16 protein-coding genes are annotated in these 15,986 nt (G+C 56.8%); 5 read left to right on the top strand and 11 right to left on the bottom strand.

The genetic code is table 11. The features are described 5' to 3' along the window. Positions 1-410: 410 nt before the first annotated feature. The 3 genes from X751_RS00375 to X751_RS135320 all read right to left on the bottom strand — a co-directional run bounded on the left by X751_RS00375 (position 411) and on the right by X751_RS135320 (position 3,751). Positions 411-1,424: a S1 RNA-binding domain-containing protein gene (locus X751_RS00375; RefSeq protein WP_156936439.1), complete on the bottom strand. Its 1,014-nt coding sequence runs from the start codon at positions 1,422-1,424 to the stop codon at positions 411-413. 60 nt (positions 1,425-1,484) lie between these two features. Then, positions 1,485-3,104 carry a type I restriction enzyme HsdR N-terminal domain-containing protein gene (locus X751_RS00370; RefSeq protein WP_032893411.1) on the bottom strand — a complete coding sequence of 540 codons (1,620 nt, stop codon included), beginning with the start codon at positions 3,102-3,104 and terminating at the stop codon, positions 1,485-1,487. 257 nt (positions 3,105-3,361) lie between these two features. Then, the gene (locus X751_RS135320) at positions 3,362-3,751 is read right to left on the bottom strand and encodes a hypothetical protein (protein ID WP_156936440.1); all 390 of its coding nucleotides are present in this window, start codon (positions 3,749-3,751) and stop codon (positions 3,362-3,364) included. A 73-nt stretch (positions 3,752-3,824) separates the two neighbouring features. Here X751_RS135320 and X751_RS1000000166585 point away from each other — a divergent pair, with 73 nt between their 5' ends. After that, complete coding sequence (locus X751_RS1000000166585; RefSeq protein WP_084558363.1) at positions 3,825-4,553, top strand: endonuclease/exonuclease/phosphatase family protein; 729 nt, start codon at positions 3,825-3,827, stop codon at positions 4,551-4,553. Between the two features lie 337 nt (positions 4,554-4,890). Here the strand turns inward: X751_RS1000000166585 and X751_RS0134815 are convergent, their stop codons facing one another. The 6 genes from X751_RS0134815 to X751_RS135300 form a co-directional block, all read right to left on the bottom strand. Then, complete coding sequence (locus X751_RS0134815; protein ID WP_023698902.1) at positions 4,891-5,097, bottom strand: hypothetical protein; 207 nt, start codon at positions 5,095-5,097, stop codon at positions 4,891-4,893. Positions 5,098-5,150: 53 nt separating this feature from the next. Continuing rightward, the gene (locus X751_RS00360) at positions 5,151-6,884 is read right to left on the bottom strand and encodes a DUF6538 domain-containing protein (protein ID WP_245265859.1); all 1,734 of its coding nucleotides are present in this window, start codon (positions 6,882-6,884) and stop codon (positions 5,151-5,153) included. Positions 6,885-7,364: 480 nt separating this feature from the next. Beyond that, the gene (locus X751_RS135315; RefSeq protein ID WP_198022488.1) at positions 7,365-8,174 is read right to left on the bottom strand and encodes a DUF955 domain-containing protein; all 810 of its coding nucleotides are present in this window, start codon (positions 8,172-8,174) and stop codon (positions 7,365-7,367) included. 121 nt (positions 8,175-8,295) lie between these two features. After that, the gene (locus tag X751_RS135310) at positions 8,296-8,799 is read right to left on the bottom strand and encodes a helix-turn-helix transcriptional regulator (RefSeq protein WP_023686069.1); all 504 of its coding nucleotides are present in this window, start codon (positions 8,797-8,799) and stop codon (positions 8,296-8,298) included. A 13-nt stretch (positions 8,800-8,812) separates the two neighbouring features. Beyond that, complete coding sequence (locus X751_RS135305; protein WP_023686068.1) at positions 8,813-9,442, bottom strand: hypothetical protein; 630 nt, start codon at positions 9,440-9,442, stop codon at positions 8,813-8,815. 4 nt (positions 9,443-9,446) lie between these two features. Continuing rightward, positions 9,447-9,662 (bottom strand): ribbon-helix-helix protein, CopG family, encoded by a 216-nt coding sequence (locus X751_RS135300; protein ID WP_023686067.1) that lies wholly within the window; start codon positions 9,660-9,662, stop codon positions 9,447-9,449. 135 nt (positions 9,663-9,797) lie between these two features. Between X751_RS135300 and X751_RS1000000166590 the strand changes: the two genes are divergently transcribed. From X751_RS1000000166590 to X751_RS135275, 4 genes are all read left to right on the top strand, one after another. Beyond that, positions 9,798-10,421 carry a multiubiquitin domain-containing protein gene (locus tag X751_RS1000000166590; protein ID WP_084558364.1) on the top strand — a complete coding sequence of 208 codons (624 nt, stop codon included), beginning with the start codon at positions 9,798-9,800 and terminating at the stop codon, positions 10,419-10,421. 99 nt (positions 10,422-10,520) lie between these two features. Next, a complete protein-coding gene (locus X751_RS135285; protein WP_023746427.1) occupies positions 10,521-11,042 on the top strand; it encodes a hypothetical protein in 522 nt (173 codons plus the stop codon). Continuing rightward, positions 10,993-11,565 carry a Mov34/MPN/PAD-1 family protein gene (locus X751_RS135280; RefSeq protein WP_156936441.1) on the top strand — a complete coding sequence of 191 codons (573 nt, stop codon included), beginning with the start codon at positions 10,993-10,995 and terminating at the stop codon, positions 11,563-11,565. The genes X751_RS135285 and X751_RS135280 overlap by 50 nt, the downstream gene beginning before the upstream one ends. Next, positions 11,562-13,064 (top strand): ThiF family adenylyltransferase, encoded by a 1,503-nt coding sequence (locus X751_RS135275; protein ID WP_031247446.1) that lies wholly within the window; start codon positions 11,562-11,564, stop codon positions 13,062-13,064. Before X751_RS135280 ends, X751_RS135275 begins: the two co-directional genes overlap by 4 nt. Positions 13,065-13,538: 474 nt before the next feature. Here X751_RS135275 and X751_RS135270 read toward each other — a convergent pair whose 3' ends face one another. Together X751_RS135270 and X751_RS135265 are read right to left on the bottom strand one after the other, a co-directional pair. Further along, positions 13,539-14,798, bottom strand: a complete 1,260-nt coding sequence (locus X751_RS135270) for an HlyD family type I secretion periplasmic adaptor subunit (RefSeq protein WP_023746430.1) — start codon at positions 14,796-14,798, stop codon at positions 13,539-13,541. 152 nt (positions 14,799-14,950) lie between these two features. Continuing rightward, on the bottom strand, positions 14,951-15,986 hold a 1,036-nt coding region (locus tag X751_RS135265; protein WP_156936442.1), incomplete at its 5' end, for an ATP-binding cassette domain-containing protein.

Genomic DNA, 15,986 nt, shown 5'->3' on the forward strand with positions numbered 1-15,986 from the left:
GATAAATCAAGATGGACGACTTGCGCGAGCACAAGAAGCTCGCTCTGCGCCAAGCCGCATGACCAGCATCATGGCCGCCCCTTTTTGCAGAACTTGACGCACACAACCCCTGTCACATCAACGTATAGGCCTTGACGCTATCCTGTCACAATGGTCGATCTTGACCCATATGTTACGCGGTGCCATGACGGGCTAGTTACGTCACTCGGGGGTATACCCTGAAGTGACAAAGATTGCTGGGCGCGCGCGACCGCTTCACGCCGCCATGCGAGCGCAGCCTGACTCTAGACAGGTGTCGAAACGAAAAAGGACCTCCCCAACGGGCGGCCCTTTTTGTCAAACCCGCTGCGCAAGCGGATAACGTTGTGCGACCGTTCCAAACATCTATCCGCGAAAAAAGTCAAGCGATCTCATCTATTTTTTTTTAATCGCCCCGACCTCCGAGCCTCCAAGCTGAGACTGATCCTACGGTTCTCTGGCTCTACCTTAACCACTGTCACTGTCAGGTTTCCTCCAATGGTGTGCATGGCCGGGTCAACCTTGCCACCAACCAAGCGACTCTTGTGCAGCAGCCCAGTAAGCCCGGACGCGATCTCAACGAAAAGGCCCAAGTTCTCGACCACATTCACGATAACTCCCTCAAGGGTGGTTCCGGGCAAAAAGCGCTCTTCGGCCTCGTACCATATCCCTGATTGCACCTGTCTGCTCTTGCGACCCAGTGCGTCTACGCCGTGTTCAAAGTCGACGAGTTGACGAAAATGGCTTGAAGCGAGCAGCGTTTCACTTTCAGCCGCAACGTGCTCCCTAACCGACATCAAATAATTCAGCGCCGCAAGGCCATTCTGCAGCCCAACACCGTGGCTATAATGAGTTTCTCGGAGACCAATCCGGTCAGCGATACGTCTTGCAATACCTATATCAACGAAGCTCGTGTCCTCAGCAATTGCGGCCCAGTATTCCGCCACCCCCATCAACTCGAGGTGGACAAATCCGACAGGACCAATCTTGAACAAGTCGCACTCGTCAAGATTATCTTCCCTCAGACTTTCGGCCAAGACACAATTTGCCTTAGTTAGATAAAAAATCTCTCTCTTTATGACGGAAAAGCGTAAGCCGTAAGGCGCAAGCGCGTCGACGATCTGCCCGAGGCTCCGATATCCCTTCACACCGTTAGGTCCGGGCTCCGTAAAAATGGAACGTAAATAAGCGAGTAATAGGATACGCGAGAAATAACTTGGCCGGTCATCTTTCTCCTCGATATGGCAGATATTTTTAATAACAGAGGCGTCGCTATCATAATATCGTCTATTTGATCTTAATAGCACCGTCATGACAACATCAAGCGGAAGAACGTACTCGCCCTTAGATTGCCTCATACGCAATATTTCTGATTCGCCAATGTGCCCGCTGGTGCAGAATTCCACAAAGATCTCAAATACGCGCCTCAAATTGTTGCCAGCAAGACCGAGGATAAGTCGCCTTGCTTAGCTATCATACTCAAATATAGATCCCGCCAAAGACGTCATATAATAAGATCTCTCTGTCTCAGCATACCTTATCTTGAAACCATTAGACAACTCGTACGTTCTATTTTTGTCCTGCTTATTTGCAATTTCGTCGAGTGCGATTTGCACCCGTTTCACAAGAGCTTGCTGAAAGACCGGAGGTTCAATTCTAAAAACTAAGTCTTTTAAGGCTGTGTCGAGAGGAGCAACATCACGATAATTGTCGTACGTTTCCTCCCGAATTGGGAGAACCACAAGTACTCGGAACTCGCGCTGGAGCCATTGCGCGACTTCGAACATCAAGAGTTGCTCATCTCGAGGACCTTTATCAGCATTGTCGAAGACGACGACAATCGTCTGACCGCGCTCATTCCCAAAGTGCCTAGTATAACACATTGCAGAGGTATGCAAATCGTCCTGGCTCTTCAGAAGTACCTTGTATAGTTCATAATTCTGCTCATCTGAACCGGGCTTCAAGAGAGAACCGATGCCTTTGTGAAACTTGTTGAATTCTACTGAGAATATTTTCTGAATGACATCGAAATTGTCGAAATCCAACTTAGGGTTGGCTATTCGAATGCCACTGATGATTTCCCTTCTAACCCAGTTGTATATCTCACCTTTAATAACCGGCGCATCATTAACGTTGAGGTGAACCCATGTGGTTCGCTTTTGAATGTCGGCGGGGAGTGCAACTGCTTGTAGATGATATAAGAACGTAGTTTTTCCGGAGCCCTTTTCTCCGATCAGTAGCATCACTCTGTGTTCCAGCTCCCGTGGGCCTTGGAAAGTCGAAAGCATTTCGGCGGGCGCGGATGTGTCTTTGATGAGGGTGGAATTGGCCTGCCAACTGGGCGTAGCGGCACGTATCACTTTATCGATGGGAGCCACGTAGCGCTCCCTGCTAGGGGAGGAAACGTAGCCGTCTCGAGCTATTCGCAATCGGTCGTTACGTGTAACAGGGTTGAAGATATGCCCCAGCTCCGCGGCGAGTGTGGCGCCAAAGGAATTCTGGCCAACCTCCTCTTGTTGAACTGTGAGCCCCCCTATCATGCGCCGAGGCTTGTAAAATCGCTGTACGCCAGCTTTCTTGGCAAGCAAGGACGCTTGTTGTGTCAGAGAGTCGAAGCCGAGAAGCTGCTGTGCTTCAGCCATAAGATTTGAATATGGTGCCACATCTTCATAGTGAAGGAGGACCGCTGGCTTGGCTACGTCGGCAGGCCCGACCCAGAAATCGTCCCCGTTAGTTGCGCATACCACGGAGACAGGGTTCATGCTGGGGAATAGAGCATTTAGTTCGGCCGCGTAGAGTCTTGCCTCTCTGTATGCCTCATCGAGCTTCACGCCCGGAGCCTTCGCTTCGATGACCGCAATCGGCAACCCAGCGATAGCAACTACATAGTCCGGATAATAAAGCTTTTTCTGATCACCTTTTTCGATCTCAAATCGCCTGATGCTGGTCTTGGTTATGATATAACCGGGGCGGATAGCAAAACCTGACGGGCTGTCGGCGACGAGAAGAGGATAGGCGAATTTTTGCTCCACATCGCTCTCATTTCGCATCTCCTTACGTTGTGGTTTTTCAAAGCTTTTAGACATCACGCCCCCTGTGAATGTGACAAACGAACGGCCTCGGTCAGACTCGCCTTCGAAAATTACATCATGTCGCCACGGCTACTGCTGGTAAAGGCCACTCAGACCTTCGAAGTGGGCGGCACCGCACAGAGGCTTCCGACTCCCTCCAACGGGTGCGGTCTTTACCTAAACCAACTTACTCGCGTCAAAAGCTATTCCCGCCTCCCTCAGAGCGATGACGCCAGCCATGAATGGAGGCCGCATTTGGGCCGACAATTGGTCTACTTGCCGAGCATCTCAAACGTCTCGGCGACGAAGGCCCAGCCGGTCTGTGTGACCAAGAACTCTCCAGCGCTTTCGTCGACCATCAGGTAGCCTTTCTTGACGAGCGCTCCTGCGACCCAGACGTCGGGCCTGAAGAAGGTTCCGTGCATTTCAATGCCTCGGAGCGGGATTCGGCCTCCTGAGAAAATGAGATAGGCCATGAAGAGAGCGCGTGTCCGCGGCGTGTCATTTTTCGAGTCGTTATTGTCCTGACCCCAGTTGCCGTAGTCAGCAAGGTTTTCATATGGGAATTGATTGAAACTCTTCGCCGACGACGGTTTGCCGTCTATGGCGACCGCCATGGCGTCGATGATCCGCGTTGCGGTGTCACGCTCAATGTCCAGCATGCTTTCCCCGTGCCATTGTGAATTGGCCATTCAATCTTCGATCTAACACATCTCTTTTAAGGTCCGCTAACGCATGAACGGCACCACCTCGCTATTCGTGACTTGGAACATCGAACGTCGATGCCCGAGCAGTCGTCAGGCTCGAACGATGATCGAGCGAATTGCTGCGCTTTCTCCCGATGTCGTTTGCCTAACGGAGGCGTTTGAAGGTTCTACTGCAGAGCTCGGAGGGTTCGAAATTTCGGTGACGGGCGTGTTCTGGTCTCGGGAAGCGGCACTGGAGCGAAAAGTTGTCCTATGGAGCCGCAACCCTTGGACTGACGTCGACCCGTTAGGCAATCAAGAGCTTCAAACCGGTGGTTTCATTGCCGCGATTACCACAACGCCTCTTGGAGATATCAGGGTACTTGGTGTGTGCATTCCCTATCATCTCGCTTCGCCCATGAGCGTTGCGCCAAGGTGCCCGGCATGGTCGCAGCAGCTTCTGTATCTAAGCGGCTTGAGGCGTTTAATTGCGTCCAGAACCGCCGGTCTGCCGATGGTAGTCCTTGGGGACTATAACCAGTTCGTGCCCCGGATTTGGGGATCGAAAGCGGCCAGCCTCGCTCTTTCTGACGCGCTCAATGACCTGTCGGTTTGCACAGGTGGTAAAATCGAGGTGGTTAACCGGCCCGCAATCGACCACATGGCTCTGAGCCCTGAACTTCGGCCATTCTCAGTGAACGGAATTGATGAGCACGATGCAAATGGTCGGAAACTAAGTGATCATTTCGGTGTGGCCGTTAGGGTCAGGGCTTGCTAGCGCAGTAGACTGGCTGATCTCGTTATGAACCCTCCTGATCAGACTGAGCGCTTGAGCTCCTCGACCTCAACCCCTAGCCGAAACGCCTGTCCGTCCGCGTAGGAACGGGCGTAGCTTTCAGCTTCGAATGGGAAGGTGAGTGTGGTTCGTAGCCGGTCACGCGAACCGTCCACTTGTTCGCCCTGACGATTTCAACGGCATGGCTGCTCATGTGGCGCCATGCAACCCTCCGTAAATTTTACGTTGAGGAAGCACGTATAGCGCTGTCGAATTCGTTTGAATACAAACAATCAGTCGGCAGGGAACTGAAATGCTAGCGTGTGGCAGTCGGGCTGCATCAGACGGGCGTGGCCTTGAGTTGGGCCAAATGCTCGGTGGCGAGAGCAAGCAGCGTAGTCGCCGTTTCCTCCTCCGACCAGCCTTGCGATATAGACGAGGCGACCAGCGCCGCGAACGCGGCTTCGAGTGCGACTTCGCAGTTCACTTTTCTATCTGGATTGCCCTCGGGAAGGATGGGCGAGTCAACTGGTGCGGCTTGGGACATGCAGATGAATCAACGAAACCCGAAAAAGTTCCTGCGGTCACGCAGGCGTCTGGTCATGTCAGCTGTGACGGGGACGCAGTCGTGGGCTCGTCGAGCGCTCTGAGCCGGTAGATACTCAACTTTGCGACCTCCGCCGCCATGGTCTTTAATGTGACCTCACCATAAGTGTCGGCAACCGTCCTAGCTGCCTGACCCTCGATTGCATCAAGTATGCGGGGAGGAATTCCGGCTTCCATCCCCGTTGTTTTGAAGCGATGCCGCCAGCCATGGTTGGGAGCAACGTGCGGATCTGGCACAAAGGTACGCGCGAACTCGGCGAGTCGGTTTTTCAAGCCGCGCAGAGCCCCACGGACGTTCCCCGATGGCCCGACATTCAAGAAGAGATGGCCGTCTGCAGCGTCCTGTACAAAAGCAGGGAATCCAAGCTCGATCACCTGCTGATGTAGGGGTACCTCGCGGGCTTCATTGGTTTTTACCGTTCCAGCGTCAGGCGTAATGCGAATGACCCAGACGTCGCCGCGCAGGGACACGTCTTGCTTTCGCAACTGGGCCAATTCGCCTACGCGAGCTCCAGTGAAGGCACATAACCATGGTATCCAACGCTTCGCCGCAAATGTCTTGGGATTTTCCTGACCTCGCTGATGAGATAGCGCGCCAGAAAGGATCGTTTTGGCCTCTTCATCAGAAAAGCCCTTCGATCTATGGCGAGCAGGCTTTCCGACCTTTAAGGTCACGCCGACAGCCGGGTTGTGAGCGACGATTCCGTTGGCGACGCCCCAGCCGAAGACGACTTTCAGAGCCGAGAGATTGCTATCCTTAAACGTCTTGGCGGAAATGATCTTTCCGGTTTTCGGAGACGGTGTGCTCAGTCGGTGATCTTTGAAGGCAATGATATCCTCAACCGTAACCTTCAATGCATCGTTGTGTTTCAGAAACCGGGCAAGATAAGCAAAGGCGTCTCGGTAGCTTTCATAAGTGCTCGGTTTTCGGCCCGCTGCCTTGCTCTCCTTCCACCAACCGTTCACGAGTCCAGTCAAAGTCGCTGCGTCGGACCTATCCTTTGCTGCCGCCCTCTTTGGCGGCCGACCGTCAGTTGGCGGAGGATTTGCCGGACGATGAAGCCCCCCGGGCTCCTTTTCTGGTTCAAACTCGCCGCGTTCAAGCCTTTGCAGTGTCAAGCTAGCTCGCTGCAGAGCGGCCCCTACAGCACGTGCAGTCTTGTGGACGCTCCACGGATCGTCGCTGTAGTCATTGTCGGCCAGGATGGTCTCAGCCCTGCTAATGCAACCGGCCCTCATCGATTTCCAAAAGATATTCTCGATTGGCATTGTCCCCGGGATGGGATCAGCGACGCCTGCCACTCCAGCAACAGGATCGGTTGATGGCAATAGGTACCTTTTCCACATCCCCTGATACAGATCGGTGTGCCAGTGGAGTTGTTCGCTCGGATTGTCATAGAATTTTGCAAGCCATTCGTCGTGCACGGCCGTGGCAAGAAGGTGCGCCTCTCGGTCCGTGATGAGGCGAGGTGTGAGCGCATCTGCATCGGCAGCGGAAGGACGACCCGAGTCGGTTCTATTGACCGAGCGATTTCCGAGCCGAAGCTGCGCCCATTCGTGTTCAAACTCCGCAAGGACCTCCGCGTACTTTCGCTTTGCCTCTTCGGGGTCCTTCGTTCCGAGCGTCTTGTTGACTTCACGGCGGCCGGTCAACAGGGCAACGTCGGCTGGCACCCGCTTCCGGAACCAGTAAACGCCGGTCTTACGATGTTTTACGGGACGGCTCATTGCTAGGACCATGTGTAACACCTGTGTGTAGCACTCGGGTAGCCCTAAGCATATAATTTTGCTGGTTTTTCAGCTGCATCAACACCTTAGGAAGTGGATGGTGCCCAGAGGCGGAATCCAAGTGGAGAAAATCCCGTTTTCGTTTCAGAGACTTATGCGAAGGTTGGCCGCATCTGCTACCAACAGAAATACCAACAAAATATTTCTGTGGATTGGTTCGGTTCCTGATATTTATCTCAATGCCTCGCACCTGCACCTTGTCTTTTCCGGTTCGGTCTAGATCCTTCTTGGTTATCTATCATCATGCGGGGGGGTCAAGTGAAGACCACGGCTGGCCAAGACGACTCAATGAAAACGATGGCCGCCTGCGGCCCTAATGCGCCCTGGTATCGGCCGTTCGTTCACGCAGCTTAAGCCTGGAAGCTTCCGTTCCCTGACCAGCGGACGTAGCCGGGCGAGCTTATTAGCGCCGCAGCGGTATCACTTAACCGGTGTTATCAACGGAGCCGGGCGCCTGTGTACGGCATAGGTCAGGATCGCGTGGTGGTTGCAGAAGCATTCGATCGCGAACTCGTGTCGGACTCCGTTCGCGTCCGTCAACACGACGGTTCCGTCGAAAATCGGACCTCTCCTAGCCCGGCCGGCACTGGCCCTGAGAAAGTTCCAACAGAATTCCTGAGTGATCCCCGGAAACCGCGTCCTGAACGCGGGTGAGCGGATGAAGTATCGCACGTCCTTGCCGCCGGGGTCGCGGCCGATATCGTCGTGGTGCGGATGGGCGCTGACCATCCCGAATGCCGGCGTTTCGCCATCCCGCTCCTCGACCGTGCGCCATAACGTGGTGGTTATCGTATTGCCGTAGCGCTTGGCCAGATTCTGGATGGACTTGAAGGTAATCTCGACGTCGCGAGCCTCGCACGCGAAACGGCCCTGAAGGAACAGCAAGCGTGCGGCGGCGAAATTAGCCTCCGCCTCCACATTGGCGTGGCAGTTCGGATCAAGCGTGTACTGATCGTCGCCGAACAGGAAATCCTTGTGCCAGGGAATGAAACTATGCCCAACCTCATGGGCCTCGATCCATCGTTTCTTCGCGTCGGGAACCTGTTGGTCGATCAGGATGCGATTGCCGTCGGGTATCCATAAGGCGGAGAGGTTGGCCTTCTTGATCACGTCGATCAGAATGGTCGGACGGGCGATAACCTGCTTGCCCGCCACCTTCATCCTATGCGCGACTTCCTGCAGGAGCGTCGGATTGGACAAGCTATAGTACTTGAGGTCTAGCGCGAGCAACTGCCGGACCTCCGGGAGACGGAGGGGCGGTTCGGGATTGCCGAGTTCGCGGAGAATCCTGTCAACGAGTCCTCGGATGTCGTCCGCCTCATATGCTCCGACCGTCCCCTCCATCATCGGTTCATTTCTGCCCCAGCACCAGAAACTTGACGAAACTGTCCAAGACCTGTTGCTCGTGCTTACTGAGCTTGGACAAATCATCGGACTTAGCCGCGAACTTCTGGGCCTCTTCCTGCAGGACCTCGTCTCTAGTAACCGTAGCGCCAGAGAGCTTCATCAGCGCTCGTGGCGGCATCCTAAAAAACTCGGCCAACTGGTGAACGGTCCTCGGCCTGGGTTTGTAGTTGGGGTCCCGTTCGATCAACCTGATCTCGGCGGCCTCCACCCGCGCCTTTGCGCCCAAGGTTTCAACCGACAATTGGTCGCGTCGTCTCAACTGGCGTATGAAGACCCCGAAGGCGTGCTTCATTTCGACCACGTTGCCCGCGTCCGACACAAGTTCGGACGGCAGGAACATCCCTATATTGTCGATGGCTTCCAACGGCCATCCCGCGTCATGGTCCGTATCCGGATCGGACTCGATCTTTCGCCGGAGCCAGTCGCGTGAGATAAGCATCTCCATCATCTGCTCCTTCTGTTTAAGTGAGGAAGGCGCGCGCTTGTGCTTCGGTCATCTCAAAGTAGCGCATGCGCGTGTCGTCGATTTCCAGGTCGGTCATTCCAACCACATCTCGATACCAAGCTTCGGCCTGTGGCAAGGCGTGCAGGCCTACCCGTCCCCTGAATTCCTCTTGAACACTCAAGCTGATCGCGGCAACCATCATGATGCGCCCCACGCCCTTGAAACGAGGGGACGCATCGAAACGCGGTCTGTTCCAAGGCGCGGTAGCCAGCAGGTCCACCGTGACCAGCGGCTTGCCGCGTTGCGAGGGTTCTTTGGCAAAACCTGCAGTCGTCACGAGCATCAGGCCCTGTGTGGCACCTTCCGCCACGATCGCGAACGACTGCCGGTCAAGCCGGTTTGACGCCATGTCGACTTTCTCGGACCATCGCCAATGAGCGTCCTGGATGTCGTTATCGGCGAGGAATTGCAGGTTGTATTGGCCGGCGGCTTTCAGTTCCGCAATCCTGGCTTCCATGAGCGGGCGCCACGAGCCGTCTATATCGGCGACATTGCCGGCATCCGCGGGGCTGAGGAGATGGGATTCCGTGAACTTGCCGGTCCGACGGTCTAACAGGTCGTAGGTACCGATGAGGCTACCCGACATGGCTTCAGCTCAGCATCATGAGCTCGGCTTTTTCCTTGGTGGAAGGGTGTTCGAAGAATACCTTCTCGCCGCGTTCTATTCTGTCCGTGATGGATTGGTAGAGCCTGAGGGCCTGTCGGACTAGGGCGGTCTTGGACAAACCTTTTTCATCGGCGAGGCGATCGACCAGATCCATCTCCTGCGAACTCAAATTCAGCGTCATCGTACGTTTTTCAACCATAGGGTCCTCCTTGACGGCCGCGCGTTCATATCATTATCCACGAGGCTAGTCAACAATTAATAGCTACAGGTCACGTATTGAATAGCTAAGAAATAGCTACTATTTGATGTGATATCGAGACGCAGGAGAAACCAAATGAACGACAGCGATCCCATTCGCAGCATCCATATCGCCGGCACCGACCTAGTGTTCCGCGCGGTTCCCGTAAATGGCCAGACCCCCTCAGGCGACCAGATCGCCCTCGCCGCGGGGTTTTCGTCCGACGATTACAGCTATGTCCTGCAGATGCGGGACAACGGCGAACTTGAGGACGTCCGCAGCCGCGAATCCGTGCCCTTGTCCGACGGACAGCGGTTTATCGTCGCCCTGAGCGACCGATCCTACCGGCTTGCCTTCGCCGGCGGCCCCCTAGATTGGCCCGCGCGCTTCATCACGGCCGGAACCTTGCGCAAGCTGAAGGGCGTGGCTGCCGACAAGAGCATCTATCTGGAAAAGACGGCCGAGCCCGACTTTCCCCTCGATGAGGACGACGTCATCGACCTGGATGAAGATGGCGTCGAAAGCTTCAAGGCGGGCAAGCTTGCGGGCCAAAGAAGCAGACGGTGCGCGTCAAGCACCTGGGTGAACTGGAAACGGTGCGCTTCAAGGTCGAGTCCGGTACTACTCTGCAGTCGATCTGGGACCGGGCCTACGAGGAGCTCGACGTCATGCGCAACGAGCGTGACGTGTTCCAGGCCGAGACGGACGTCGGGACAGTGAGCCTGATGGACCACCTCGGCCTTCCTCTCGAGACGGCCCAGCAGGAAGGTTTGTGCGACAAGAAGTTCGAGATCGCGGCCAGGACCGGGGGGGCCTGAAATGGCATCGCATGGCGTCCGGCCCACCATCGACCTGCAGGCAGGCACGCAAGTGCTAGGCCAGCACTTGCCGCGGGTGCTGTCCTTCAGGGGCCAGACGATAGAAGAGCTCGGCTGGAGCCGGCCATCGGACCGGACGCTGCTTGTCCCCATGCGCGGCACTTTCGGCGGAAATACCGAAGAGTATCTTCTCCGGCTCGATTTTCTTGCCGGTTCGGACTGGCCGCCCAGCGCCAGGTTCGTCAATCCGGCGACCCTTGACTACGCCGGCCTAGCCGAACAGCACCATCTGCCCCAACTGACCTCGCCGGAGGTCCACGTCCATCCGGCTTACCAGAACCCCAGGGGGCAAAAGATCCAGCTCGTGTGCTGTTCCGCTGTGTTCGAATACTACGACGTCAATCACGGCGGCGAAGACACCACCCTCTGGCGCACGGGCGATACCTTTAATCATACGTTGGTGGCGATCGAACGTGCTTTCCGCAACCACTATTCGGGAAGATTCGATCGTCATGCAGGATGAATACCTATTGTGGCGCGACCCGGCACCCGGGCCCTATGTGCCGATCGGATCCGTCCTTCGCTTACCTCCGACTGCGATTTCGGCGACACGCGAACTGCTTCAGCGCGAAGGCCGCCGGGAATCGTGTGTTTTCTGGTACGGCGAGCGGGACGGCGATACCGCCCTTGTGCGATCGGTCCGGGCGCCCACGCAGCGATCTATGCCCGGAAACTATCATGTGGAGCCGGATGCGATCAGCGAAATGGTGCGCGATCTGCCCGAAGGGTGGAAGCCCTTGGCTCAGATTCACAGCCATCCCGGAATGGGCACGGAACACTCGCGATATGATGACCGCATGATTTCGAGCCGCCGGATTCTTTCGATCGTATTCCCGATATACGGCGTCCCGGCCGCGCCCTGGCCGCAAGGCATCGGCGTGCACGAGTGGCAGAACGATTATTGGCACATGCTATCCCCAGGGCAGGTCCATGGCCGCCTTGAGGTGATCGCCGCACCGGCAGTGGACAGAAGGGATTTCCGATGAGTGGCTTGGCATTGGGGGATCGTCATTCCCGACCGTTGGATGGTTTGGGGGACGTCGCGTCGCCTAAAACGATCCTCATTCGTGCCGGCGACGTATCAGGGGCAGTCAATCGCCAACACCTTCTGGTCTGTCTCGTCAATCTACTGGCTAGGCTGCATGGCTTGGTCGGTTCGATCCGGGTCGCGGTAAAAGGCGAGATGACGGTCGTCACGCCGAACGGGGCCGGTCCGGCAAATGCCTTCCAGGCCGTCGAGAACCTCGCGTCCTGGGCCAACGGCGGGCGGATACCGGTGCTTCCACCCGATGGCGTGGAGGACTTGACCATAGATATGACCGGTCAGATGCGTGGAGGCGCGAGCATCTATGTTTGGGGAGAGGGGTGGAAAGCCTGGATCGGCTCCGCTCCGCGAGCCTTCGGTGGTTCTTTCGGCCGGCGCGATTGCCTCGGCCCATACCTGGCAGCGGCCTTGGCAGCAGGCGAGGTCTTCAAGCACGCCAAAGGCTTGAAGAAAGGACGCTTCGCCCGGGATGACGCGTATTCCCTGTGGTCGGGGGAATCCGGCCGCTGGGAAGTATTGGAAGACGGTCCAGCCGTATCGGACACGCGCTTGCCCCCTTTGTATGTCGTCGGGGCAGGCGCCGTCGGTCAGGGGATCATCCAGGTGTTGGGCGCCAGCGAATTGGCAAGCTCATTCCTCGTTACCATCGATCATGACCGCCACGACCTCGAGGGCACCAATCTTAACCGGTGCTTTTTGGCCGGCCTCGACGATCTCGACCGACCTAAGGTCGAGGCCGTGGAGCGATACAGGACCTTCAGCGGACTGGGGGGCTTCGAACATTCCGGAACGCTTCGGGATTACATCCTCTCGAGCCGGTCAGGCCTGCATCCGAAGCTCGATCTGGCGGAAGCGCGGGACTCGTACGAACTCGTGGTATCGGCCGTGGACATCAATACGTCCCGTCAGGACATCCAGGGTCTGTGCCCCCGCGTCGTCGTGGGCGGAAGTACAGACGGCTTAAGGGCTCAAGCGGTGATATACGGCCTCGTCGAACAAGCCGAATGCCTGGGCTGTTGGAACGTGCCCGACGACGGAAGGGCCAAGGCCGCTGCCCGGGAAGCGGCCCTACGGGCAATGTCGCCGGAAGAACGACGGAAGGAATTGGCCGGACAGGTCGAAAACCTTGATGCAGCCTTGTCCTATCTCGCTTCTGCCGAGCCCAGATGCGGACAGTTGGGAGAAAGCGATGTCAAGAGCTTCGAAGACCGGATGCCTCCGGAGTTTTCGGCTTCGTTCGTGTCCATGGCGGCCGCCACGATGGCCGCAGCCAGCCTATTTCGTGTCACATCGGGGTTGTCTTCAGATGTGAACTTGCAACCCAAGACAATTCTCCAGTTCAAGAACTTGTCGATGGCTAAAACGGTGACTGCGCGACGGAGCGGTTGCGCGCATTGCTGTGTTGTCCGTGAGGCCGGTTCTCCGGCGAAACTCGGCTAGTACTTGGCCGCGGTCGATAACTCGGTCCCCTTGGACACTACCGAAACATTTGGGCCCTGATACGCCACCACCCGGGCAGGCACGCCACCCCAGAGTCGCGTCGGTACCCTCATCGCTGAACAGACAACTGACCTTCTGGACCTTTGGTGCCGCAAGGTGAAGCGACACAGAGGGCGCTGCACTTGTTCAACGCTATCCATTTTTCGGCGGCTTCTAAGGCAAGGGTTGCCAAAAGTAGACGGTCGGCTCCCGGCCCCCTCCTGAACGTTTGTGCTCTGGCCAATAGCGGCCTGAGGAGAAACGATATGGGACATTCGCAGTATGACCTCGCCGGACAAGGCCGTCCCGGTAGTGTGCTGAGAGTTCTGCAAATTCGCTGAGAGGGGGCGGTCATGGCAGGCTGGTGATTGTTCACTTCACCTGATTCCCGCGAAGGAACGCCACCATGGCCAAGACTCATTTCTCTGGGTTATTTCATTCCTCCCGGAATGTCCGACTGATTTGGTCCGACAGCGGCTTCACGAAATAGGAAAGCGCCGTACGCTCGCCCGTCTCGACCATCGCTTCGGCCGGCATACCGGGCACGAGCGTCAGGCCCTTGAGCTTGGTCAGTTCCGCCTGCGGAACCGACAGGCGCACCAGGTAGTACGAAATGCCGTTTTTTTCATCCGTCGCCAGATCGGCTGCGATCCGGCTGACATATCCGTTCAATATCGGCGTGGTTCTCAGATTGAAGGCTGACATCCGCAGCACGGCCTTGTGACCAAGCTGGATTTGGTCGATGTCCTTCGGGGTGATTCGTACTTCAAGCGCAAGATCGTCGCCTTCCGGCACGATTAGCATGATCGGATCGGCGGGCGTAATCACTCCGCCGACCGTATGAATTGCGAGTTGTTGAATGGCGCCTGACTGCGGCGCGACGATATCGATCCGCCGCAGTTCCTGCTCAACCGCCACCTTGCGCTCAACATACTCCCCGACCTGCGCCTGAACCTCTCTGAGCTCCTGGCCGACTTCCGACTTGAAATCCTGATCGATCTGCGGGATCTGCAGGCGCGTTTCGGCTATGCGGGCTGCCGTCTGTGCCTGATCTGCGATCTTCTCACCGCGCTCGCCACCGAAAGTGGCAACCTGGATCTTCAGGCTGTTCAACCGTTGGTCCGAGACAATGCCTTGCTTGCGCAGCCCACTTAGAACAGCAATTTCCTTTTGGAGAACCTCGATCATTTTTTCACAGGCAATTTCCTGCGCCTTGAGTCCTTCGATCTCGTGGTGATATTGAGTAATGCGTTCCGCCAATTGCGCCTGCTTCCCGTCGCGGGATTGCCTGCGGAATTCGAACAGCAGCGTCTCGCTATCTATTGCCGAAGCTACGTCTGGAACATCTCTTCGGGCGAGTAGCCAGTCCGGGAAGGCGATTTCCGCGAGATCGTCACGCTCAGCATCGAGTCGTGCCAGGTAGGCGGCCAGCTCATCGAGCCGCTTGGTGACTATGGCGAGATTAGCGCGCGTCTGGGTAGCATCGAGCCGCATGAGGATGTCGCCGGCTTTTACTTTATCCCCTTCGCGCACCAGGATTTCTCCGACCACCCCGCCAGTCGGGTGCTGCACCTTCTTGACATAGGAAACGACGACAAAGTGTCCGGACGCTACAACCGCACCGGAGAGATTCGTGAAGGTCGCCCAGGCTCCGGCTCCTCCCACAAAGATCACGCTCGCCAGAAGGCCCGCCACCAGGTGGCGNTCGATACGCCGTGTTGCACGGGAGCAGCCGTCACAGATTCGTGAAGGTCGCCCAGGCTCCGGCTCCTCCCACAAAGATCACGCTCGCCAGAAGGCCCGCCACCAGGTGGCGGCGAATGGAGCTTGAAACGTCATTGTTCTGATCAATGCCGGACACCGGTATCCTCCATGTCAGCGCGCTCTGCCACGTGACCCTGTGTAGACTCGATGGCCTTCAGGACTTTGGAACGCGCACCGAATGCTCGCTGCCGTCCACCTTCCATCACCAACACCAAATCGACGGCGCTGATGACGCTCGGCTGATGGCAGACGACAACCGCAATGCCTTTGCGCTCGCGCACGGAGGCGATCGCCTTAGCGACTGCAGCTTCGCCTTCCGCATCGAGATGGGTATTGGGTTCATCCAGCACAACAAGGAAAGGGTCTCGATAAAGGGCACGGGCAAGACCGATAAGCTGACGCTGCCCGGCGGAAAGTGCCGATCCGACCTCACCGACCGGAGTTTCGTATCCGTGCTCAAATCGGAGGATCAGTTCGTGGGTGCCCGCTGCTTTCGCCGCGGCGACAATAGCCTCAGGGTCAGGATCATCTTCAAAACGAGCGATGTTTTCGGCAATGGTGCCNTGACGGCCTAGTGCTTCCCGGTCCCATTGATCGAGGCTTGCGCTGTCGATGCGAACCTTCCCGGCGACCGGCGTCCATGCGCCGACGATGGCGCGCGAGAGTGTCGACTTGCCCGAACCCGATGCGCCGATGACCCCAAGTGCGCTTCCCGCCTGAATGGCAAACGCAAGGCCGGTCACGGTCAGCTTGCTTTCACCGGGCGGAACGATTGTCACGCTTTCCAGGCGCAGTTCGCGTTCAGGTGCAGGCATAGGCACAACAGGAGCGGTTTCAGGAACCTTTTCCAAGAGGTCCTCCAGCCGCGCCCAACTCTGGCGCGCAATGAGGAAGGGTTTCCAGCTTGAAATGGCCAGATCGACCGGAGCCAGCGCACGCCCCATCATGATCGAACTGACAATCATGACCCCGGCCGTAGCCTCCTGCCTGACGACAAGGTACGCACCTACGGTAAGAATGGCCGATTGCACCTGCAGGCGCAAGTCGGCATTGCAACGCGCTGCTTGCAGCAGACCATTGCGTGCCATGTTGTGGGCAACGGTATCGCTTATCGGCCCT

The organism is Mesorhizobium sp. LNJC394B00, from assembly GCF_000502555.1.
GTDB lineage: Bacteria > Pseudomonadota > Alphaproteobacteria > Rhizobiales > Rhizobiaceae > Mesorhizobium.

Bases quoted from the DNA above. Each gene is read 5' to 3' on its own strand.
- X751_RS135305 (WP_023686068.1), bottom strand. From the start codon at position 9,442: ATGTCGGGTAGCCTCATCGGTACCTACGACCTGTTAGACCGTCGGACC.
- X751_RS135300 (WP_023686067.1), bottom strand. From the start codon at position 9,662: ATGGTTGAAAAACGTACGATGACGCTGAATTTGAGTTCGCAGGAGATG.
- X751_RS135310 (WP_023686069.1), bottom strand. From the start codon at position 8,799: ATGATGGAGATGCTTATCTCACGCGACTGGCTCCGGCGAAAGATCGAG.
- X751_RS1000000166590 (WP_084558364.1), top strand. From the start codon at position 9,798: ATGAACGACAGCGATCCCATTCGCAGCATCCATATCGCCGGCACCGAC.
- X751_RS1000000166585 (WP_084558363.1), top strand. From the start codon at position 3,825: ATGAACGGCACCACCTCGCTATTCGTGACTTGGAACATCGAACGTCGA.
- X751_RS135275 (WP_031247446.1), top strand. From the start codon at position 11,562: ATGAGTGGCTTGGCATTGGGGGATCGTCATTCCCGACCGTTGGATGGT.
- X751_RS00360 (WP_245265859.1), bottom strand. From the start codon at position 6,884: ATGAGCCGTCCCGTAAAACATCGTAAGACCGGCGTTTACTGGTTCCGG.
- X751_RS135320 (WP_156936440.1), bottom strand. From the start codon at position 3,751: ATGCTGGACATTGAGCGTGACACCGCAACGCGGATCATCGACGCCATG.
- X751_RS00370 (WP_032893411.1), bottom strand. From the start codon at position 3,104: ATGTCTAAAAGCTTTGAAAAACCACAACGTAAGGAGATGCGAAATGAG.
- X751_RS135285 (WP_023746427.1), top strand. From the start codon at position 10,521: ATGGCATCGCATGGCGTCCGGCCCACCATCGACCTGCAGGCAGGCACG.
- X751_RS0134815 (WP_023698902.1), bottom strand. From the start codon at position 5,097: ATGTCCCAAGCCGCACCAGTTGACTCGCCCATCCTTCCCGAGGGCAAT.